General features: G+C 64.7%; 19 protein-coding genes. 14 read left to right on the plus strand and 5 right to left on the minus strand.

From position 1 onward, the window contains the following. The first annotated feature begins 35 nt into the window (after nucleotides 1-35). Entirely contained in the window at nucleotides 36-1,007 is a 972-nt protein-coding gene (locus DTA22_RS33880) for a LysR family transcriptional regulator (protein WP_112302322.1), read from the plus strand. An 87-nt stretch (nucleotides 1,008-1,094) separates the two neighbouring features. Continuing rightward, nucleotides 1,095-1,985, plus strand: a complete 891-nt coding sequence (locus DTA22_RS33885) for a LysR family transcriptional regulator (RefSeq protein WP_037227715.1) — start codon at nucleotides 1,095-1,097, stop codon at nucleotides 1,983-1,985. A gap of 26 nt (nucleotides 1,986-2,011) precedes the next feature. Here the strand turns inward: DTA22_RS33885 and DTA22_RS33890 are convergent, their stop codons facing one another. The 5 genes from DTA22_RS33890 to DTA22_RS33910 form a co-directional block, all read right to left on the minus strand. Further along, nucleotides 2,012-3,535, minus strand: coding sequence for an SLC13 family permease (locus DTA22_RS33890; protein ID WP_160118542.1), 1,524 nt, complete (start codon nucleotides 3,533-3,535; stop codon nucleotides 2,012-2,014). Nucleotides 3,536-3,857: 322 nt separating this feature from the next. Then, the gene (locus DTA22_RS33895) at nucleotides 3,858-5,297 is read right to left on the minus strand and encodes an MFS transporter (protein WP_112302324.1); all 1,440 of its coding nucleotides are present in this window, start codon (nucleotides 5,295-5,297) and stop codon (nucleotides 3,858-3,860) included. A gap of 53 nt (nucleotides 5,298-5,350) precedes the next feature. Beyond that, on the minus strand, nucleotides 5,351-6,154 hold the full coding sequence (locus DTA22_RS33900) for an enoyl-CoA hydratase/isomerase family protein (protein ID WP_037227709.1): 804 nt from the start codon (nucleotides 6,152-6,154) through the stop codon (nucleotides 5,351-5,353). A 23-nt stretch (nucleotides 6,155-6,177) separates the two neighbouring features. After that, entirely contained in the window at nucleotides 6,178-7,800 is a 1,623-nt protein-coding gene (locus DTA22_RS33905; protein ID WP_245973287.1) for an acyl CoA:acetate/3-ketoacid CoA transferase, read from the minus strand. A 79-nt stretch (nucleotides 7,801-7,879) separates the two neighbouring features. Beyond that, entirely contained in the window at nucleotides 7,880-8,926 is a 1,047-nt protein-coding gene (locus tag DTA22_RS33910) for a LacI family DNA-binding transcriptional regulator (protein ID WP_037227706.1), read from the minus strand. A gap of 403 nt (nucleotides 8,927-9,329) precedes the next feature. On the opposite strand from DTA22_RS33910, the gene DTA22_RS33915 reads away from it, so the two are divergent. The 12 genes from DTA22_RS33915 (at nucleotide 9,330) to DTA22_RS33970 (ending at nucleotide 21,570) form a co-directional block, all read left to right on the plus strand. Beyond that, nucleotides 9,330-9,875 (plus strand): MaoC/PaaZ C-terminal domain-containing protein, encoded by a 546-nt coding sequence (locus tag DTA22_RS33915; RefSeq protein WP_112302325.1) that lies wholly within the window; start codon nucleotides 9,330-9,332, stop codon nucleotides 9,873-9,875. A gap of 241 nt (nucleotides 9,876-10,116) precedes the next feature. Continuing rightward, nucleotides 10,117-10,923, plus strand: coding sequence for an IclR family transcriptional regulator (locus DTA22_RS33920; protein ID WP_052032901.1), 807 nt, complete (start codon nucleotides 10,117-10,119; stop codon nucleotides 10,921-10,923). 104 nt (nucleotides 10,924-11,027) lie between these two features. Then, a complete protein-coding gene (locus DTA22_RS33925) occupies nucleotides 11,028-12,140 on the plus strand; it encodes a substrate-binding domain-containing protein (protein WP_037227704.1) in 1,113 nt (370 codons plus the stop codon). Nucleotides 12,141-12,154: 14 nt separating this feature from the next. Then, nucleotides 12,155-13,189: an ABC transporter permease gene (locus DTA22_RS33930; RefSeq protein WP_112302326.1), complete on the plus strand. Its 1,035-nt coding sequence runs from the start codon at nucleotides 12,155-12,157 to the stop codon at nucleotides 13,187-13,189. Next, nucleotides 13,186-14,703, plus strand: a complete 1,518-nt coding sequence (locus DTA22_RS33935; RefSeq protein WP_112302327.1) for a sugar ABC transporter ATP-binding protein — start codon at nucleotides 13,186-13,188, stop codon at nucleotides 14,701-14,703. The genes DTA22_RS33930 and DTA22_RS33935 overlap by 4 nt, the downstream gene beginning before the upstream one ends. Nucleotides 14,704-14,797: 94 nt before the next feature. After that, nucleotides 14,798-15,226 carry an SDR family NAD(P)-dependent oxidoreductase gene (locus DTA22_RS33940; RefSeq protein ID WP_245973286.1) on the plus strand — a complete coding sequence of 143 codons (429 nt, stop codon included), beginning with the start codon at nucleotides 14,798-14,800 and terminating at the stop codon, nucleotides 15,224-15,226. Continuing rightward, on the plus strand, nucleotides 15,223-16,821 hold the full coding sequence (locus DTA22_RS33945) for an acyl CoA:acetate/3-ketoacid CoA transferase (protein ID WP_112302328.1): 1,599 nt from the start codon (nucleotides 15,223-15,225) through the stop codon (nucleotides 16,819-16,821). Before DTA22_RS33940 ends, DTA22_RS33945 begins: the two co-directional genes overlap by 4 nt. 1 nt (nucleotide 16,822) lies before the next feature. Continuing rightward, nucleotides 16,823-17,956 carry a Zn-dependent alcohol dehydrogenase gene (locus DTA22_RS33950; protein ID WP_112302329.1) on the plus strand — a complete coding sequence of 378 codons (1,134 nt, stop codon included), beginning with the start codon at nucleotides 16,823-16,825 and terminating at the stop codon, nucleotides 17,954-17,956. Next, on the plus strand, nucleotides 17,953-19,125 hold the full coding sequence (locus DTA22_RS33955; protein WP_112302330.1) for an acyl-CoA dehydrogenase family protein: 1,173 nt from the start codon (nucleotides 17,953-17,955) through the stop codon (nucleotides 19,123-19,125). The genes DTA22_RS33950 and DTA22_RS33955 overlap by 4 nt, the downstream gene beginning before the upstream one ends. Next, nucleotides 19,122-20,513 carry an aldehyde dehydrogenase family protein gene (locus DTA22_RS33960; protein ID WP_112302331.1) on the plus strand — a complete coding sequence of 464 codons (1,392 nt, stop codon included), beginning with the start codon at nucleotides 19,122-19,124 and terminating at the stop codon, nucleotides 20,511-20,513. The genes DTA22_RS33955 and DTA22_RS33960 overlap by 4 nt, the downstream gene beginning before the upstream one ends. After that, a complete protein-coding gene (locus tag DTA22_RS33965; protein WP_245973285.1) occupies nucleotides 20,510-20,851 on the plus strand; it encodes an enoyl-CoA hydratase-related protein in 342 nt (113 codons plus the stop codon). The genes DTA22_RS33960 and DTA22_RS33965 overlap by 4 nt, the downstream gene beginning before the upstream one ends. Next, nucleotides 20,848-21,570 (plus strand): SDR family NAD(P)-dependent oxidoreductase, encoded by a 723-nt coding sequence (locus DTA22_RS33970; RefSeq protein WP_112302416.1) that lies wholly within the window; start codon nucleotides 20,848-20,850, stop codon nucleotides 21,568-21,570. Before DTA22_RS33965 ends, DTA22_RS33970 begins: the two co-directional genes overlap by 4 nt. Nucleotides 21,571-21,585: the final 15 nt, after the last annotated feature.

Raw genomic sequence — 21,585 nt, forward strand, 5'->3', positions numbered from 1 at the left:
AACCGTAAGTCCGCTACACCATCACAGTCCAAGACATGTTTGGTCACCTATTATATTCTGTGTATATGAATGATCCGGAGATGCGATTACTCCGCTATTTCGTCACGGTCGCCGAGGAACGTCACTTCGGACGCGCAGCCGAACGGCTGCATATGGCGCAACCGCCGCTGAGTCAGCAGATCCGTAAGCTCGAGCACCAGCTGGGGGTCGAGCTCATCGATCGTTCACGGCGGCCGATCGAACTCACCGATGCCGGTCATGCCCTGTTCGAGGAGGCTCGCCTCTCGCTCGTGCACGGGGAACGAGCCTTCGCCGCAGCACGGCGGGCCGCCACCGGGCACCTGGGGCATCTGCATATCGGCGCCCTGCAAGCTGCCGTCGATGGGGTGTTGTCGTATGTGATGCGTGCCCACCGTCGTGCGTACCCGGACGTCAAACTCGAACTCGCGGAACTGGGTACAGCGGATCAGATCGTTCAGCTCACCGAACATCGACTCGACGTCGGTTTCCTACGTGGGCCCGTGGACGAACCGACGCTGACTGTGGAGACGCTGATCGACGACCCGCTCGCGGCCGTCGTGTGCGATGACGACCCTCTCGCTGACCGCGGGAGAATAGACCCCGGGATACTGGCCGATGAACCCATCATCCTGTGGACGCGGGCCGCAGCGCCGACCACCTTCGCCGATGTGGTCGAGCTGTTCCGGCAACACAGGATCCAGCCACCCGTCGTCGAGGAATCTCCGCGCATTCAAACCATTCTGGCGCTCGTTGCCTCCGGTGCGGGGGTGGCGTTGCTGCCTACATCGTTCATCAATCTCAGCCGCCAGGGAGTCCGGTTCGTTCCACTCCACGACCCGCTCCCGCACCGCCCGCTATCGCTTGCCTGGCGCGCCGGCCAACAGTCGCCTCTCGTCGCAGGCTTCGTCGACGTCGCTCGCCGCACGGGACCGCAATATCTGCACGATCTGACGCTGCGACACCCTCAGCTCCGACCAGAAGCGTGACCCGAAGTTGTCACGGATAGGTGCGCCGAGGTGATCAATGCCCGTAAACTCGATGCATGACACACATTGATTGTGGGCGTTGCCTGTATGGAACTGCGTGATCTGGAGGCATTTTCCGCTGCAGCGCGGTTCGGGCACTTCGGGCAAGCCGCCGAGAATAGATTCATGTCGCAATCGGCGCTGAGCCGTGCCATCGGACGTTTGGAAGACGAACTGGGAGTTCCGCTGTTCGATCGTGTCGGACGAACGGTACGACTGAACCGGTACGGCGAGATCTTCCGGGCCCGCGTGGAGGAAGCCTTCAAAGCGCTCGATACAGGATGGTCGGAGATCACCGACGCCGTGGATCCGAATCGCGGGATCGTGACGATGGCGTTCATACCCTCTGTCGGACCGATCCTGGTCCCTCGCCTGCTTCGAGAGTTCCGGCGGACTCATGCGAATGTGCGCTTCCAGCTGTCACAGGGCGGGGCAGGGTCCGTTGTCGGGATGCTTCAGGACGGCTCGGTGGACCTCTGTCTGACAGCTCCCGACCCGCAAGTGCCTGGTGTGGAATGGGTACCACTGTGGAAGGAGCCGATGATCTTGGCTGTTCCCGAAGACCATCGACTGGCCACTGCGGACACTGTGCAACTGGCCGACCTCGCAGAGGTTCCGGTAGTTACGCTGAAGCGCGGCTTCGGAATTCGGCAGATCACCGATGAGCTCTTCGAGGAAGTCGGTGTCACCCCGACAATCGTGTTCGAAGCTGCCGACGTGCCCACCGTCCGCGGCCTGGTGGCAGCCGGCCTCGGTGTCGCCGTTCTCCCTCCCTCTCCCGACACACATCAGGTCGGGTTGCCCATAGAGGTACCGATCAGCGATGTCGACGCCAGCCGCGTCGTCGGGGTTGCACGAGTTACCAGCCGCTATATGCCTGCCGCTGCGCACGCTTTCCTCGAGCATGTCATTTCCATGGCGGAGACCCCGCGGAGTTGAAGCTCCACGGGGCCGGTGTCCGGCAGTCAGCCCAGGCCGAGATGCGGAAGCCAGAGGACGACACCGATAGCGATCAGGATGCAACCGACCAGGTCGAACACCGAGCCGGTACGAAGCATCCGTTTGATCGGAACGAAACCGGAGCCGTACACAATTGCGTTGGGAATCTGGGCGATCGGAAGCATGAATCCGAACGATCCGCCGAAGACGCTGGCAACAGCAGGAATTACCGGATTGATGCCGGCCGCCATCGCGATGGGCACGACGATGGGCACGACTATTGCCACAGCCGCAGTATTGCTCGTGGTCTCGGACAGCAGGATCGCCATTGCGACAGCGAAGAGAGTGATCACGAACAGGCTCGGAAAGCCTAGATTCTGGCTGAGTGTCTCACCGACGAGATCCGCGAGACCGGTCGAGGACAACAGACCGCCGAGTACGATGCCTGCGCCGACCAGGACAATCACTCCCCAGTCGATTCGCACCGCCTGTTCCCAGTTCAAAACCCTCGCGCCGGTTTTGCTCCCGGGCAGAACGAACAGCAGGGTCGCCGCAATCACTGCTACCGCGCCGTCGTCGAGGTGGCCGGCAACGAAGGTCGCGATCGAGGAGTCGACGCCGAACGTCAGCGAGACAACGCTCGGGGTCAACCATCCCGCACACACCAGGCAGAAGGCGAACAGCGTGCTGCGCTCACCTGTCGAGAGTCGGCCGAGTTGCGCACGCTCGTGACGCAGGTAGTCGAGGTCGGGCAGAGCGCGGCATTCCGGGCGATTCATCGAGATGATGACGACGCACAAGATGACGAACATGATTGCGACGATGGGGGCTGTTGCCGCTGTCCACTGCAGGAAGCCGATGGAGCTGCCCGTGAGCTTTTCGATGTAACCGATGCCGACGAGATTGGCTGGGCTTCCGATGGGCGTCAACATGCCGCCAACCGCCGCTGCATACGCGATCATCAGCATGAGAGCGGTCGCAAATCGGGTCTGCCTGGGCGCGGATGAATCAGTATCCCCTGGGGACATGATGGGGTTGAGCGTGCGGATCAGACCCAACCCGATCGGCAACAGCATCGTCGCCGTCGCCGAGTTCGATACGAATGCGGAGATCACCAAGGCGATGAACCCGAAGGCCACGATCACGCGATAGGAAGACTTCGCGACCCCCGGCAGGGTAAGCACACGCAGCGCGAACCGGGCATCGAGGCCGTGCACGTTGATCGCCTTGGCGAAAAGGAAACCTCCGATCAGCAGAAAGATGACCGAGGAGGAGAACGAGGAGAAAACGAGATCACTCCCGTTGCCGCCATCGGGACTGTCCGCGATACCGAGTGTTGCAGCGAGTCCGATCGCGAGGAGCGACGTCACCGCCAGCGGGAGCGCCTCGGTGATCCAAAACGCCACGGCCAGAATCAAGATCGCTGCCAGCCGTTGCTGGGGTCCACTCAACCCCGTCGGGATCACGAGTAGGGCGACGAACCCGATGCCGCCGACGAGGAGGCCGATGGCTTGTGTCCTTGTGCGGCTGGGTAAACGCTCCTTGTCCACGGTGGGAGGAACCTTGTTTCCCGTTGTGTTCGGTACTCGAGTCGGCACTGTCATCTGGGCCTCCGCTGGACGGCATCGCGACGTCATACGTACGCGTGCGATGAGGAATCGTTCATAAGCGCTTATGTGGGTCAGGTCACGTTAAGCACCCGCAACCATTGCGGTCCAGTGAACGATTTGCCTATAACTCATGCGCGCGACGCATATAGACGGTTACGGGATGTCGGACAGCTCCGGCGTCACGGCCGACACGTCGGGCAGGGAGAAGCCCCTCGGTTCGGTGGGTATCGGTCCTCCGCGATTGAGGTCGCTTCTCGCTGATTCAGCTGCGGTCGGCGGCAATGGCGTCGCGTGGGTCGTCCAGGTCGCGGTTGATCGGGTCGGGGGTGATGTACGTGGTGCCGATGGTGATGAGCGTCAGGATGCACAGGTATCCGGCGATGAACACCCATGACCCCAGTCCGGCGCCGGGGACGTCCGGGCCGCCGTCAGTGGCGACGACCATCGCGATGATCCAGGCGCCGATCAGCGGTGCGATACCGCCGGAGAGCACCGCGGAAATTTCACGGGCCACCGACACGCCGAGGTAGCGCTGTCGGGAGCCGAACAGCTCGCACATGAATGCGCTCTGCGAGCCGAACATTCCCCAAGTCCCGATCCCGAGCGCCAATGAGATGACGACGATGGTCAGCACCACGCTGCCCTGGCTCAGTGCCCACCAGATCGGGAACGCGGACACCAACTGGAAGTAGGCGAAGGCGCGGTAGGTCCTGACCCGGCCGAACCGGTCGGAGAGCTTGCCGGCGATCGGGATCACGATCGCGCCGAGGGACGCGGCGAACACCAGCGAGAGGGCACCGATCGGTCCCTTGATGCCGACCGCGGCGCTGGTGACGTAGGCGACCGCCAGAGCCTGGTACATCGAGGACGAGCCGTTCTCGGCGAGGCGAAGGCCGATGCCCCGCAACAGAGACGGGCGGGAGTGGGCGAGCAGGTTGTGCAGCGGCCGCTCGTCGATCTGATCGCGGACCTCGAGTTTCTCGAAGGTCGGCGACTCCTTCAGGTTGACCCGCAGGTACATCGCGACGCCGAGGATGACGACGCTCGCCAGGAACGGCACCCGCCACAGCCAGGTGTCGGTGATCTCGCTGTGGCCGCGGTAGACGAGGAAGTAGACCAGGGCCGCGGTAACGGTGCCGACCTGCACACCGAGGAACGGCAGCGACGCGTAGAAGCCGCGCTTGTTCGGCGGGGAGTACTCGGTCATCAGGATCGAAGCGCCGGCCATCTCCGCGCCGGCGCCGAGACCCTGGACGATGCGTAGAAGGATCAGCAGGATCGGGGCGAGCATGCCCACGCCGCCGGAGTACCAGTCGCCTTCGCTACCGTGGTAGGTCGGCAGCAGACCGATACAGGTGCTGGCGACGCCCATCATGATGATGGTGGCCATCAGCACGAACTTGCGGCCCAGCCGGTCACCGAGCCGTCCGAAGAACACCCCGCCGAGGGGGCGAACGGCGAAGCCGATGAAGTACGTCGCGAAACTCAGGACCAGCCCGGTCGAGGCGTTCTCACTCGGGAAGAACAGCGGCCCGAACACCAGCGCGGACGCCAGGCTGTACAGGGCGAAGTCGTAATACTCGAGGGCGCTTCCCACGGATGCGCCCCACGCTGCCTTGCGTAGGTCTTTCGTGGTGACCACCGGGATATCCGTGTGGGCTTCGGGACCAGCCGTGGACGGTGAGTGTGGATTGAGGGTCATAGTGTGCCAATCCGGTCGAGGGATCTGCTGAGTAGCGAGAAGGACTGAGGGGCTTACGAGTTGGTGAAGACGGGGGTGGTCTTGTTCTGGAAGGCGGCGACCCCGACTGCGAAATCATCGGTCGACGCGGTGAACCCACTGCCAAGGGCCTCGAGGATCACGGACGGGGCGCCGACGGCGGCCGCGTCGACGAGCTGCTTGCTCACCTGCACAGCGGCGGGGGCACCTTCGAGGATCCGGTCGACGATCACCCCGACGTCGGTGGCGAGACTGTCACGGTCGGAGACCGCGGTCAACAGCCCCCATGTCAGCGCCGTCTCGGCGTCGAGTTGGCGGCGGGTAAAGATCATTTCCTTGGCCCGCGCGGCCCCGACTACGTGCGTGAGACGCTCGGTGCCACCCCACCCGGGAATGGTTCCGAGGCTGGTTTCGGGGAGTCCGAGGCGGGCGGTGGTGGCGCCGACTCGCAGGTCGCAGGCGAGGGCGAGTTCGAGTCCGCCGCCGACGGCGATCCCGTCGACGACCGCGATCGTCGGTTGGCGCAACTGGGCGAGAAAGTTGAACACCCGGTGGCCTTCGGTGATCCAGCGTTTCCACATCTGGGCGGGGGTGAACTGCGCGAACTGGGTGATGTCGGCGCCGACACAGAACGCCTTGTCTCCGGCGGTTTTCAACAACACCACCTGGGCGTCGGAGTTCTCGATGGCCCGCAGTTCAGTGTAGAGGTTGTCGAGCAGCTCGAGGGTGAGGGCGTTGAGTTTGCGCGGTCGGTCGATCAAGATGGTCGCGACCCGGCCGGCACGGTTCCAGCTCACGTTGATGCGGCCGACGTTCTGGTGGATCTCAGTGGTGTTCATGGAAAGTTCCTCGGTAAGTGTGGTCAGCTCTGCAGTGCCTGCACGCGCGGGTGCGCGGGCAGTGGGGCGAGGGTCAGGCCCTGCGCGCGCGGGGAGAACAGCTCCGGCGCCATGGTCTTCAGGTTCGGGTCGACGAGCAGATCGAACTCGGACTTGTCGAGAATGTCGCGCTGCAGGTCCACGCCGGGCGCGATCTCGATGACGGTCAGTCCCTCGGGCCGCAGTTCGAGGACGGCCCGTTCGGTGACGTAGAGGACCTTCTGGCCGTTGGCGAGTGCGCGTGTGCCGGAGAACGTGGGGGAGTCGACCTCCTCGACGAACTTGGTGTGTGGTCCGTCGGCCCGGATATGCAGGGCGCCGTCCTCGATGGCGATGTCGCGGCGGCCGGCGGTGAAGGAGCCGACGAACACGATCGACGGTGCAGCGGAGGTGATGTCGGCGAACCCGCCGACGCCGGCGGTGACGTGCCGGCGCTTGGGGAGGCTGTGCACGTTGACGTTGCCGTGTCGATCGATTTCGAGGAAGGAGAGCAGGGTGTGCTCGAAGCCGCCGCCCTGCAGCAGAGTGAACTGGTCCGAGCTCTGCATGATCGCGTCCGGGTTCTGTGCAACCCCGAAGACGAAGTCCAACAGTGGAACACCGCCGACCGGACCCTGCTCGATCACCCAGGACACCGCGTCGGCGAGCCCCTCCTCGACCAGGACGTGGGGAACCAGGGCCGAGACGCCGAAGCCGAGATTGGCGATCTCGCCGGACTGCAGCTCGGTTGCGGCGCGGCGGGCCATGATCTTCTCGAGGGTGAACGGCACCGGTTCGAGAGTGCTCAGCGGGCGGCGCAGCTCACCGGAGATGGCTGGGTCGTACGGGGTTTGGGTGGTCTGCAGCTGATCCGGCGCGAGCACGAGGGTGTCGACGAGGATGCCCGGCACCTGCACCGCCTGCGGGCTCAGGCTTCCGCCCTCGGCCAGGTACTTGACCTGGGCGATGACGATGCCGCCGTTGTTGTGGGCTGCGTAGGCGAGGTCGAGGGCGCCGAGCGGGGACGGCTCCTCCTCGAAGGTGAGGTTGCCGTGGGTGTCGGCGGTGGTGGCGCGGATGATCGCGACATTCGGGACGAGTGCGTCGTAGAACAGCCACTCCTGACCGTCGAGTTCGTGGACGCGGACGAAGGCGTCCGGGGTGATGGTGTTCATCCGGCCGGCGCTGATCCGGGGGTCGACGAAGGTGTCGAGGCCGACCTTGGTCAGCACGCCGGGCTGCTTGGCGGCGGCCGCGCGGTGCAATTGGAACAGCACACCAGAGGGGAAGTTGTATGCCTCGACCTCGTTGTTCTCGATCATCTGCCAGATTCGGGGCGGCTCCGCCGACGAGGGTCCGGATGGGTAGGAGCCGGCGATCACGCGTGCGAGCATCCCATTGTGCGTCAGGTGGTCGATGCCCTTGATACCCCACATGTCACCGGCCGCGATCGGGTGCACGCTGGTCAGGTTCGTCGGTGACTGCGTCTCTACGTACCGCTGTCCGAGGCCGGCGAGCACCGCGTCTGGGCAGCCCAGTCCCGATGAGGAACTGACGGTGACGATGTCGCCGTCCTCGACGAGGTCGGCAGCCTGGCGGGCGGTGAGTACGCGGGGGGTGTGCATCATCTGGCTCCTAGCTGTGAAAGCGCTTACTTTTTGGTCATGTCGAGGCGGTTGGTAGGGCGGTATCCGGAGTGAGGTGTGCCTACCCGCGGCGAGGACGCCAGGCGGCGGTGGAGGCGCGCACTCGAAGCGCAGGCTCGACAAGCTGGTGACTGTACGGAGTGGCGGCAGTAGCGCCGTCCGGCGTCTGAGGTTGGCCGAGGCGTTCGAGGATCAGTTCGCCGCACTTCTCCCCGATCTTGGTGGGGAAGGTGGCGACGGTGGTCAGCGGCGGCGTGCGGTGAGCGGAACCGGCGATGTCGTCGAAGCCGCCGACAGCGATGTCGCGGCCGGGCTCGAGGCCGCGTCGGGTCAGTTCGGCGTAGACGCCGACGGCAACGATGTCGCTGTAGGCCACGATCGCGTCCGGGATCTCGCCGCGGTCGAGCAGGCGGCGGGTGGCGTCGGCGCCGCCGTCCGGGGTCGCCTCCCCGAACAGTCCGTCGGTGGGGTACATGGTCATGTCGGATCCGGCGATGGCGGCCAGAAAGCCCTGCTCGCGCTCGCGGCGTGCCGAGGTGTGCTGGGGGCCGCCGACCATGGCCACGGTCCGTGCACCCATCGAACGCAGGTGGTGGCCGAGCAGTCGTCCGGCTTCGACGTTGTCGGCGCCGACGTAGTCGTGGCGGAGGTCGAAGTGTCGGGCCAGGAGTACAAGCGGGATGCCGCTCGCCGCGAGCAGGTCGTCGATGTCCGAGGCCTGGGTGTCGCCCGCGGGGAGCAGGATCAATCCATCGATGCTGCGTTCGACGAGCCGGTCGAGTAGACGCCGCTGGCGGGTGGGGTCGTCGCGGCTGTAGCCGATGAAGACGGCGTAGTTGGCGCGGTCGGCGACGTCTTCGAGGGTCATGGCGAGTTCGGCGAAGTAGGGGTTCTGCACCTCGGTGACTACGAGGCCGAGGGTCATCGACCGAGGATTGCGAAGCATCGCGGCGTGCCGGTTGTAGACGTATCCGAGTGCCTTCATCGCCTCACGTACACGGCGTGTGGTCTCCGGCGCGACGCTCGGGCTGTCGTTGAGGACAAGAGACGCCGTCGATCGGGACACGCCGGCGTGGCGGCTGACGTCGGAGAGTGTGACTCGCCCCATGACCTCGACCCTTTCTCTCGTCCAGTGTGACCTGCGATACAGAACATACACGAGAACCTGGATCGATCCAAGCGCTAGTTCTCGCAGTTCGCAGTACCTTCCGGATGTCGATCGGTCATCTGGCCGGTCATCTGCGGAAACAGGACTGGATCGATCCAAAACACCTACTTCCGGCTTCCGTGCGGGTCGGGCTGCAGCTCGGCCGTGAGGGCGCGGATCCACGGCCGTCGCCCGGTGGTGGCTACGTGGCGCGGTTGGCCACGTGCGGTAAGCGATTTCTTGACGTTGTCCCCACTGCCCTCTACGGTGAGTTCGGGCGCCCGCGACAAGAGTGGGCCCAGGCCGGGAGCAATCTGTCCCGCTCGTTGGCGCGGCGGTTCGGCGTTCCGCTCAGCGTGGCGCAATGTCGACACCCCGCAGGATTCACGGGAGCCACTATGCAAACAATGAGAAGTGTTCAGGTCTGCGCCGATGCCGAGGTTCTCGTCATCACCGAGACGGGCCGGGCGTCGTGACTGCAGAGATCGTCACGATTGCATCATTGACGGTGGGGGATACTGCGACTCGACGGTTCGTGGTCGATGCGGGTGCGGTGGATGCCTACGCCGACCTGTCGGACGACCGCAATCCGATCCACGTCGACGCGCAGTATGCCGCATCGACGCCGTTCGGAAAACGGGTCGCGCATGGGATGTTGGTCGCCGGCTATGTCCAGTCGGCGCTGACATCGCTCGTCGCTCCCGGCGGAGTCTCGAAGAGCTATACGTTCGAACTCCACGCGCCGACGTTCGTCAACTCGGTGGTCGACGCCACCGTGACCTGCGTTGAGACTGATCGGCGGACAGGCCGAGCGCATTTCGACCTGGAGATCACCGACGTCGACACGGGTACGGCCGTCATTTCTGGTCAGGCCGTCGTTGCGTTCAAGAAGTCGGCGTCGGTCGACTGATCGTGTCGCAGCGATTGCTGCGAGCTTCCAGGACGAGGAGCCCGAGCGGGCGTGTGCGCCCGCTGGGGCTCCTCGTCGTACTTTGAGCCTCAAATGTCCTGCCTCCGAACACATCCAACGCTCGTACCTATTCGGACGCATCCTTCTGCACTGGGCATTGTTGTGGGGTTCAACCCTTGACTGGCGTTAGTGATGTGGATTACATTTACCCCACTCCACACTATGGATTGAGGTCCACAATATGGAAACGCCCGGAGCGCAGAGTGCGTATCGACTTCTCGACGTCCTGACTCGAGTATCCCTCCACCCCGAAGGAATCACGGCAGGAGACATCGCAAAGGCAACCGATCTGACGGTCCCTACCGCGCACCGACTGCTGCGTGTTCTTCGCGAGCGCGGGTTCGCTGTCCAAGACGGTGCGTCGGGTAAGTACTCGCCGGGTCCGCAGATTCAGGTTCTTGCGGGTGAGGGCGTAGATCGCTACGCGCTCGAGGAACTGGGTAGGCCATTGCTTGCGCAGCTGCGTGACGCCACGACGGAGACGGTGTTCATGTCGGTTCGACGCGGCCTGCGGTTGACCTACCTCGTCTGTATGGCTTCGTCGCATTCCGTGCAAATGTACGGCGAACCGGGGCAACAGATTCCGCTGCACGCCACCAGTCAGGGCAAGGTGATCCTCGCGTTTCTGCCGTCGGGAGTCGGCGATCGGATCATCGACCAACTGGACCTGACCCGATACACCGACTCGACTATCACCGACACGGAAGAACTGCATCGAGTGATGCAGGACGTTCGACGCGACGGATTCGCACTCAGCCTCGAAGAGCGTGAGCTCGGAGTGCGCTCCATCGCGGCTCCCGTGTTCGATGCGACCGGCGCCGTGGCCGCGGCGATCTGTGTGGGTGGCCCGATCTTCCGTGTCACCGAATCCGACCTTCGCTCGCGATTCGCCGATCTCGTGCTGGACACCGCCTCGAAACTTACCGCCGAACTCTCCCGAATCAGACGCCCCTCCATTGGCGCCGACACGCTCCTCCCCATCGACTAGCACCGAGTAGCTCTACCGCACAACGTACTTGCCACCTCCACCGCTGCAAACACAGCGGTCGAACAAACATGCCCCGAGTAGGCACCTCCGCCAGAAGGAACCCCATGAAGCAATCCCGTGCTCTGATTCCCGCGCTTGCCTGCGCCGCGATACTCGTTGCCGGAACCGCGTGCAGCTCGAGCGTCGACAACAACGCCACCGCTGTCGAGGCTTCGGTTGCCGACGTCGTCATCGACGACGGCGGATGCGCCAAGAACCACGACCAGATCGCAGACATCCAGAAGAAGCTCGCCGGCAACCTGTACGGAATCGCTGCCGCGAACTCGGACAAGGGAACCAACACCAACCCCGAGCCGAAGCGCGCCGACGACCCGATCAAGATCACGTTCTCGATCGAAGGACTCAGCCACCCCTTCCTCGTCAAGCAGAAGCAACTCGCCGAGGAGACTGCCCGCGACCTCGGCGTCGAGATCAACGTCATCAGCGCCAATGACGACGTCAACCAGCAGTTCAACGACATCCAGACCGCCGTCGCGCAGGGCACGGATGCGCTGATGATGATGCCCGCGAACACCGAAGGACTCAACGCCGTCCTGTCGCAGGCCTCCACGGCCGGGGTGCCGTACTTCTTCACACAGAAGGGCATGCTGGGAGTGAAGCCGGCGTCCCAGGTGCTGGCACCCTACGCCACTGAAGGTCGCCAACTCGGCGAATGGGTCGTCGAACACTATGCGGGACAACAAGACATCAAGGTAGCCGTTGTCTCCGGAATCCCCGGGGATGCGTCGAGCGATGCCCGGGTCGGAGCGTTCATGCTTCCCCTGCTGCGGGCATGCACGTTCGACATCGTCGCCGAGCAGCCCGGCAACTACCGCCGCGCTGATTCCGAGAAGGCCGCCCAGAACATGCTCGCCGCGAACCCCGACGTCGACCTGGTGTTCGGCGCGAACGACGAGGCGGCACTCGGCGCAGTCGCCGCACTGCAGTCCAGCGGACGAACTGGAGTCGACGTCGTCGGCGCCGACGGCGAGACCGACATGTTCACCGCGATCGACAGCGGACAGACGCTCGCCACCGTCATTCACAAGCCCACCGCCGGCATCCTCGTCGAGGAGATCGTCAAGTACCTTCGCGGCGAGGAAGTTCCGCAGTTCAAGGTCTTGGATGAGGATCTGGTGACCAAGGACGACACCGCAACCACGCAACCCGCTTTCTGAACTCGGGAGTCCTCATGACAACCACAACATCCGTGCCAAGCCCGTCGAAGCCACCGTCGGCACCCGTCGACACCCCGCGGGCACGCATCCTCGACGGCAACGCGGTCAAGCAACTCGCCCAGCTCGGCCCCGTCGTTGCCCTGATCCTCCTCGTTGCCTTCTTCTCGGTCCAGGCGCCGAACTTCATCACAGCCAACAACCTGACCAACGTTCTGCAGCAAGTGTCCATCACCGCGATCGCGGCAGTCGGTGCCACCGTCGTGATTCTCGTTGCCGGAATCGACCTTTCGGTCGGATCGATCGTTGCCCTGACAGGCAGCGTCGCCGCGCTGTATCTCCAGCACGCAACGTTGTCGACCGGCATGGCAGCGGGCGCGGCCGTTGCGATCACCCTGGTCGCCGCGATCGGCTGCGGATTGCTCAACGGGATTCTCGTGACGGTAGCGAAGGTCCCCGCATTCATCGCCACGCTCGCGACCCTGACGGCTCTGCGCGGAATAGCCCTGCTGATCACCGACAGTTACCCCATCTCGATCAACAACTCCGCATTCACGCAGATCGGCATCGGCAAGGTCGGGCCGGTTCCTGTGCCGGTCATCATCATGGGCGTCACCTTCGCCGTCGGGTACGTGATCCTTCACCGGCTGAAGATCGGCAGGCGGATCTACGCGGTCGGCGGCAACAAGGAAGCCGCACGCCTGTCCGGGATCCGGGTCTCGCGAGTTCTGTTGTTCGCCTTCGTGTTCGCAGGATTCTGTGCCGGCGTGGCATCCCTGATACTCAGCGCGAAGCTGTCCTCCGGGCAACCGGCAGGAAGCGTCGGTTTCGAACTTGATGTCATCGCCGCGGTCGTCGTCGGCGGTACAAGCCTATTCGGGGGGCGCGGCAGACTGGCCGGCACGTTCCTCGGCGCGCTGGTCATCGCGGTTCTCGGTAACGGTCTCACCCTGATGAACGTCCCGTTCTACTGGCAGCAGATCGTCACCGGCGCCGTCGTCGTTGCCGCCGTGATGCTCGACCGAGTCACCCGAGGGGAGCCGGGCGAATGACCGTCGACACCGCCGTCCGGACCGGACTCCTCGAAGCACGCGGAATTTCGAAGCGTTACGCGGGTGTCTCGGCGCTCGAGGATGTATCGATCGCACTCGAGCCCGGAAAGATCCACGCCCTGATCGGGGAGAACGGCGCTGGCAAATCGACGCTGTCGAAGATCCTGTCCGGTTTCGCGACACCGGACGACGGCGACATCCTCCTCGACGGCAATCCGGTGTCGATCAAGAGCCCGGCGCACGCCGCCGAACACGGAATCGCGATCGTGCACCAAGAACTGTCGGTGATCGGTTCGGTGTCGGTGGCCGAGAACGTTCTGGTCGGTGCCGAACCGTCGCGCTGGGGATTCGTGGATCGAAAGGCCCTGTCGATCGACGCCTCGCGCTACCTCGCCCGGGTCGGTCTCTCGATCGATCCCCGTCAGGACGCCGGCCGGTTGTCTATCGCCGAACAACAGCTCGTCGAGATAGCCCGCACCATCGCTCTCGACGCACGGGTCGTATTCTTCGACGAGCCGACCTCGTCGCTTCCGCACGACGACTCTCGTCGGCTCCTCGGACTGCTCCGCGAGCTACGAGATGCCGGCACCGCCGTGGTCCTGATCAGTCACGACCTGCCGGAAGTACTCGAATACTCCGACACCATCACCGTGCTGCGAGACGGCCGGCACATCATCACCGCACCGACCGCCGAGTTCACCGAAGACTCCCTGATCAAGCACATGATCGGCCGCGATCTCGGCGCACTGTATCACGGGCACACCAGCGCACCTCCGTCGTCCGCCGATCCGATCCTGACCGTCACCGGGATCGAAGCACCCGGAGTGCGAGCGGCATCCCTGCACGTCGCGCCGGGAGAAATCCTCGGCATCGGCGGACTGGTCGGCAGCGGACGCACCGAGGTGCTGCAAGCGATCTTCGGTGCAACACGAATCACGGCGGGCACGATGATGCTCGACGGCACCGAATACACCGCCTCCCATCCGCACGAAGCGATCGAGTGCGGGATCGGACTCGTCCCCGAGGACCGCAAGGACCAGGGCCTCCACCTCGGCCTGCCGATCAGCTCCAACATCGAGCTGGCCAGTCTCGCGCAGATGAGCAGCGGACCGTGGCTGCGGCGCAGACGCGGCACCAAGATCGTCGACAAGTTCTTCCGAGAACTCCGCATCAAGGCGGCGAGCACCTCGCTGCCGGTCGGCGCCCTGTCCGGCGGCAACCAGCAGAAGGTCGCGCTCGCGAAGGTACTGGCCACCAACCCACGCGTCCTGCTGCTCGACGAACCGACCCGCGGCATCGATGTCGGTGCGAAAGCCGAAGTGCACAGACTCATCCGCGAACTGGCAGACAACGGCATCGCGATCATCATGGTGTCTTCCGTGCTTCCCGAACTTCTCGGCGCCTCGGACCGCATTGTGGTCATGCGCGGCAGACGAACAGTAGGCGAGCTCTCGCGGGCGGATGCCACCGAGGAGTCGGTTATGCGACTCGCCTTTCAAGGTGCGATCACATGAGCGCGCCGGTCGCCGTCGTGACCGGCGCGGAGGGCGGGTTGGGCGGTGCCGTGACATGCCGCCAACGGGCGATCGACGACCTGGACCTCGCAACGTGGAACCACACACTGTCGGTGAACCTGACCGGGACTTTCCTCTGTGCGCGATCGCGGCCATGGACGAGCTCCGCAGAACCGGTGGGGCCATCGTCACCATCGGAAGCCAACTCGGCTACACCGGAGGCATCAACTGCGCCGCGTACGCAGCCTCGAAGGCCGGAGTGTCCGGGCTGACCCGGGCCCTCGCACGACAACTCGGCCCCGAAGTCCGGGTCAATTGCGTGGCCCCGGGACCGATCGAGACACCGATGACCGCAGCGCACGCGACCCCCGAATGGGTCGAGCAGAAGACACAGCAGCAGGTGATGAAGCGCTTCGGCACCGCCGACGAGGTGGCCACGGCGGTCTCCTGGGTCGCGGGCACGGACGCCAGCTTCGTGACCGGCCAAACCATTCACGTCAACGGGGGAGGAGTAATGCCATGAGAACCAGCGGAAAGATCGCACCCGAATTTCTCACCGCACGCGAGGCGGTCGACCGAGTCCCCGACCGCGCGCGTGTGCTGGTCGAAGCGTCCGGAGGCGGGGTCATCGAGCCGTCGGCGCTGATCGCGGCCGTCGCCGAGCGATACCGGCACACCGCGGCACCGTCGGAACTGTCCGTGTACTTCTGCAGTGGTATCGGTGATCGCAACGGCGCCGGGATGGACATGATGGCGATCCCCGGTCTGGTCAAGACTGCGGTCGCCGGACACTGGGCGATGACGCCCACTCTGTCGACCATGGCGCACGACGGCGAGATCGAGGCCTACAATCTGCCGCAAGGTGTACTGGCACAGCTGCTTCGGGAGAGCGCAGCGCACAGGCCGGGCCTGGTCACCAAGGTCGGGCTGGGGACCTTCATCGATCCGCGGCACGGCGGCGGAAAACTGAACGACGCGACGACCGCGGATCTGGTGAAGGTCCTCGAACTCGAGGACGAGGAATACCTCTACTATCCCAGCCCGTCGTTCGACGTCGCCCTGATTCGCGGCACCACGGCGGACGAGCACGGCAACCTCACACTCGAACACGAGACCGCCAAGCTCGGAGTGCTCGCCGCGGCGATGGCGGTCCGCAACAGCGGAGGCATCGTTATCGCCCAGGTCAAGCGGGTGGCCGCCGCGCACACGCTGAATCCGAAAAGTGTGGTCGTCCCCGGCCATCTCATCGACATGGTCGTCGTCGACGAAGACCAATGGCAGACCGCGATCAACCACTACGACCCCGCGTTTTCAGGCGAGGTGTACGTGCCGTTCGGGCGCTCCCCGGCGATGCCGCTCAGCGAACGCAAGGTGGTCGCCCGCCGCGCGCTCGACGAAATCCCCTACGGGGCAGTGGTGAATCTCGGTGTCGGGATGGCCGACGGGGTCGCCAACGCGGCCCTGGAAGAGGGCCGACTGGCCGAGATGACCCTGACCGTCGAACAGGGCATGGTCGGTGGAGTGCCCGAACGCGGGGTCATCTTCGGAGTGACGATGAATCCCGAGGCGGTCATCGAGCATGCCTCCCAGTTCGATTTCTACGACGGCGGCGGCCTTGACGTCACCTGCCTCGGATTCGCCGAAGTCGATATGGAAGGCAACGTCAACAGTTCACTCGTGGACGGCCGGATCTTCGGTGCCGGCGGCTTCATCAACATTTCGCAGGCCGCCAAGAAGGTGGTCTTCTGCGGTTCCCTCACCGCCGGCGGTCTGCGCACGGACCTGACCGGATCGGCCCTGCAGGTCACCAGCGAAGGCACACACCACAAGTTCGTCCAGCAAGTAAGGCAGATCACGTTCAACGCCCGGCTGGCCCGCGAACGCGGTCAAGAGGTCCTCTACGTCACCGAACGTGCGGTCTTCGCACTCGGCGACGACGGCCCCGTCCTGATCGAGGTGGCACCGGGCTGGACGACCGAGCAGATCGTGGCACTGATGGATTTCCGGCCCAAGATCTCCGAATCCGTCGGACACATGGATCCCTCCCTGTTTCGGGAGGCACGAGCAAGCGCACACCCAGCGCCGGCCGATGCCGGCACCACCAGCGAGGAGAACTGACATGCGTACACGCGCCGCCGTGACCTACGGCCTGAACACGAAATTCGACGTGAAAGAAGTCGAACTCGACGACCCCTCCGCCACCGAGGTACTCGTGCACCTGGTCGCCTCGGGAATCTGCCATTCGGACATGCACCACGTGACCGGCGACCAGATCGCCCAGCTGCCCATGATTTTCGGGCACGAGGGCGCCGGTGTCGTCGAGAAGGTCGGCTCTGCTGTGAGCCACGTCAAACCGGGTGATCACGTCGTCATGTCATACCTTCCGTCCTGCGGCACGTGCCGGTGGTGCACCGACGGACAAACCAACCTCTGCGACCTCGGCGCGTACACCGTGCAGGGTCCGCAGATCGACGGAACCCACCGTTTCCACGACGACGAAGGCACCGGCCTCGGCCAGTTCTGCCTCGTCTCCACCTTCAGTGAATGGACCGTCGTACCGGGACAGTCCGTCGTGAAGGTCGAGCCGCACTACCGGCTGGAACGAGCATGTCTGGTGGCGTGCGGCGTCACCACTGGAGTCGGGACCGCGATCTATCGCGGCGGCGTCCGGCCTGGTGACGACGTCATGGTCTATGGCGTCGGCGGCATCGGGATGAACATCGTGCAGGGCGCCAAGATTGCGGGCGCGAAACGCATCATCGCGTGCGACATCAACGACTGGAAGTTGGAACAGTCCAAGCTTTTCGGTGCAACACACACCGTCAACCCGACCGTCACCGATCCGGTGGAGTTCGCGACCGAACTCACCTGGGGCGTCGGTGTCGACCGGTCGTTCGAGGCGATCGCCACCCCCGAGACTATCGGCGCGGCGGTGCGCTCGGTCCGCAAGGGCGGAGTGGCGACCGTTGTGGGACTGACCCGCCACGACCAGCCGGACATCCCGATCAACCCGTCCGAGTTCGTGCTGTGGCAGAAGACGCTCACCGGATCCCTGAACGGTGGCTGCAACCCTCGCAACGACATCCCCGCCATGCTGCGGTTGTGGGATTCCGGGCAAATCGACCTGGACGGGCTCGTCACCAAGGAATACCGGCTTGAGGAGATCAACGAGGCCTATGACGACCTGCTGGCGGGGAAGAACCTGCGCGGCGTCATCCGTTACGAATGGGCAGACAACGGGGTGGACGCATGACACCGAACCCGCGACTCGACGACACCTCCCAGGAACTCCTCGAGGTGGTCGCCGACTTCTGCCGCACCAAGATCGCACCCCGGGCACAGAGCATCGACGAAACCGCGGAGTTCTTTCCCGACCTGCTGACCCAGGCCGCAGACATCGGTCTGCAGGGCCTGATCTTCGACGACGACGGGAAAGTCGATACCGCGATGTTGTCGCTGGCCCACGAGACCACCGAACTGGTGGCGTCGTACTCGGGTGCCGTCGCGCTGGGGATCTCCATTGCACGGCTGCACGGATACCTCCTGGCGACCTACGCACCGGACGACGTGCGACGCAGATGGCTTCCGGGCCTGATTGACGGATCCGCTCGCGGCAGCTTCGCGCTCAGCGAACCGCACGCTGGCACCGACATCCGCGCAGGCAAGACCGTCGCGACGACGATCGACGCCGACACGTTCTCGATCACCGGCGAGAAGGCCTGGATCACCCAATCGCCGCAGGCCGACTTCTGCATCGTCCTGACCAAGCTGGATTCGAAGGATCGCGACGCGGCCACAGCCGCATTCGTCGTGCCGCTCGACACACCCGGCGTGACCGTCGGACAGGACGAGCCGATGTCCGGATTCCGCGGAATGCCCATGGCCAACGTGTATTTCGACAACTGCCTCGTCCCCGCCGCGTGGCGACTGAACGTCGACGGCTTCCGTGGCATGCTCGAAGGCCTCAACCTCGCCCGTCTCGACGCGGGATGCTACGGCGTCGGATTCATGCGCGCCGCCCTGCGCGAAACGAGCGAATACGTCCGCAACCGGGAAGCATTTGGGCGCACATTGGCCGACCAGCAGATCGTGCAGGAAAAACTCGGACACATGCACGCGGACTACCTCGCCGCACGCGGGCTACTCCGGGACGGTGTCGACTCGTTCGCCCGCGGAGGGGGCGGGAACGCGCACCTGATCTCGGCCGCGAAGATGTTCGCTAGCGACGCCGCGATGCGCCACACCATCGAGGCAGTTCAGTTGCACGGCGGCTACGGAGTGCACCTGCACTATCCGGTCCAACGCCTGATGCGCGACGCAAAGATCATCCAGATCATCGACGGAACCAGCGAAATCCACGCCCTCATGCTCGGCCGTGCCGCAGCACGAGCGGACTGGACGAAGACCGAGGTGAACGCATGACCACCACCACCGCCGAAATCGACGTCCGGGACAAGGCAACCGGCGAGATCATCGGATCCGCACCAGTCTCGTCCGCCGTCGACGTCGATCGCGCCGTCGCCGAACTGGGCCGAACCCAACCGGACTGGGTCGCCGTGCCGGCAACCGAACGAGCAGCGATCCTGCGCCGCGCCGCCACGCTTCTCCAGCGCGACACAGATCGATTCGCGCGCATGCTGGTGCGTGAAGGCGGAGCCACCACGGCCAAGGCCGAGGGCGAGATCGGTGCCAGCATCCTCGAGTTCTACCAAGCGGCGGAGCTCGCGACCACAGCGCTCGGTGAGGTGATCCCATCCGGGCAACGCGGCCGCATGAACATCGTCGAACGGCGGCCGGTCGGTGTCGTCGGGCTGATCACGGCCTGGAATGCACCACTGCACATCGCGCTGCGCGTCCTCGCCCCCGCCATCGCCTTGGGTAACACCGTGGCACTCAAACCCGCTCCGGAAACTCCGTTCAGCGGCGGGCTGATGATCGGTGAACTACTCGACGAGGCGGGGCTCCCTGCCGGGGTCGTGGAGATACTGACCGGCGGACCGGCCGGGCAGGCGCTGGTGACCCACCCCGCGGTCGACATGATTCACTTCACCGGCTCCGGGGAGACCGGGCGCCGTATCAACGTCGCGGCCGCGCCGAGCCTCAAACGGGTGGCACTCGAACTCGGTGGCAACAATGCCACCGTCATACTGGCAGATGCCGATGTCGAATTGGCCGCACGATGCGGCGCCGAAGCCTCGTTCGGGCACCAAGGCCAGGTGTGCATCGCGACCGGCCGGCACATCGTGCTGTCGGCTGTCGCGGACGAGTACACGACGAGACTGGCCGCGCACGCCGCGGCACTGACCGTCGGTGATCCGAATGCAGGACAGGTCGATCTCGGGCCCATGGTGTCGACACGGCAGGTAGGCAAGGCGCAGGACATGATCGCCCGCAGCGTCGAGATGGGCGCGCACGTCGTCGAGGGAGGCACCGCGACCGGCACACTGATGCGCCCGACGGTCGTGCGCGCGGTGCGTCCGGGGATGCCGCTACACGACGAAGAGGTATTCGCGCCGGTCGCGCCGATCACCGTCGTCGAGTCGGTCGAGGAAGCACTCGACATCGTCAACGGCACCCGATTCGGATTGACCGCATCGGTGTTCGGCCGCGACCTCGACCACGCCTGGTCGGTGGCCGACCGGATTCGCACCGGAATGGTGCACGTCAACGATGTGTCCGCCATGCACGAGTCGCACGTACCGTTCGGTGGTAGGGCGGCGTCCGGACTTGGTGACGACCTCGGCGGCCGGGCCAACATCCACCTGTTGACCGAACGCCGGTGGACCAGCCTGCAGCGGACCAGGCAGTGAACGACCATTCAGGCGGGATACGTCTCGAGATCAACGGGCCCGTCGCGAATCTGATCCACTTCCGGCAGACGGGCCCCGAAGTCGTCCGTGGCGCGTGGACCCGAGCCGGACAGCGGGCGTCCGCGTCCCTCGCGGCGTTACCGCAGACCACCGTTGCGGTGTTGAGCGGCAGCGCGTACGGCGGCGGGCTGGAACTGGCTCTTCATTGCGACTTCAGGATCGCCGCATCGCACGTCGAGATCGGACTTCCGGAAACGACGCTGGGCACGACAGCGGGGTACTCCGTCGGCGAAACATCGAGCCTTCTGAACAACCCATCATGGAGGGGCAGACGATGACACGAACGGTCCTGATAGCGGGCTCCTCCCGCGGAATCGGTGAAGCAGCAGCACGACTGGAAGCTGCTGCAGGCTCACGCGTGGTACTCCACGGCCGGACAGAAACGGAGAAACTGAAACAACTCGCAGCCGAACTCGGCACGCTCGCCTTCACCTGCGACGGGCAGGATGAAACTGCGGTGAACCGAACCGTCCAGCAGATCACTGAACAGGGCTACGAGATCGATGCGCTGATCTGCACCATCGGAGCCGTGCTACCGACGAATGCACTCACCGGCGACACCGAGCGTTGGATAGACGAGTACCGGTCCAACGTCTTGGCGCCGGTGAACTTCATCCGCGCCGTCGCACCGGGGATGACAGCCCTCGGACGCGGACGAATCGTCACCGTGTCGTCCATCCGCGGACGCGACAATTTGGCAAGCCCCGAAGTGACCGGCTACTCGGCGGCCAAGGCAGCCCTCGAGAACGTCACTGCGTCGTTCGCCAAAGCGCTGGCACCAGCGGTCACCGTCAACGCGGTGGCGCCGGGGTTCGTCATGACGGACATGGCCGAAACGTGGTCGGAGACCGTTCGCGGAGAAGTCGCATCCAATCTGCTCGGACGCGCGGGACAGCCCGAAGAGATCGCGGCACTACTGAGCTATTTGACGAGCGACGGAGCGAGCTTCATCACCGGACAGACAATTCTTGCCGACGGCGGCCTCGACGCCCGATAGCACCGAGTTCTACTG

Source organism: Rhodococcus wratislaviensis, assembly GCF_900455735.1.
Lineage (GTDB): Bacteria > Actinomycetota > Actinomycetes > Mycobacteriales > Mycobacteriaceae > Rhodococcus_F > Rhodococcus_F wratislaviensis.